The 586-nt window shown below is 34.1% G+C and carries 1 protein-coding gene; it reads left to right on the top strand.

Features of this window, described 5'->3' with window-relative positions; genetic code table 11:
- Window positions 1-479, top strand: a 479-nt coding sequence (locus CS921_RS15415) for a nucleotidyltransferase domain-containing protein (protein WP_162921810.1), incomplete at its 5' end; no start/stop codon positions are given.
- Between the last annotated feature and the right edge of the window lie 107 nt (window positions 480-586).

A 586-nucleotide genomic window follows, 5' to 3' on the forward strand; every position in this document is an offset into this window, starting at 1 on the left:
GTGACTTTGCGAATGCTGTTATGGGTTTAGGATTAAGTGTTGCAGCCATCAGAGGGAGCAATACATTTAAGAACTCAACCAGGAGTTTAAAAATACCACAAGGACTGACTCGGAAGCAGTTTAAGAAAATGAGTAAGTTATTAAAAGAGAGATTAGGTCATATTAGTGATGATATTTTTGTTCAAGGTAGTAGAGCTGGCGGAACAGCAAAAGCTACATCAGACATTGATGTTGGTGTAAGAGTTAATCAAAAACAATTTGATGAATTAATTAAAAAAAGTTTCGGAACGCCAAACCCTGGTTCAGCTAAAGAAAAAACAATGCTTCACGCGATAGAAACAGGGAAAATTCAAGCTGGTGAAGCTAAATTACGAGGGTTAAGAAAAGAGTTAGAAAATCTTCTAGGTATCGATGCAGATATATCAATTATTTTAGAAGGTGGAAAATTCGATAACCCACCATATATACCAATTAAATAATAAGGATGTGAATAAATTGGAAGACCTATATTGTAAAATATTTATTAACAGTTCGATGTCAGTTGAAGAGTTGTCAAAGGAAATAAGTGTGTTTTTTAAGCTGGATC

The sequence above is a fragment of the Listeria costaricensis genome (assembly GCF_900183385.1).
GTDB lineage: Bacteria > Bacillota > Bacilli > Lactobacillales > Listeriaceae > Listeria > Listeria costaricensis.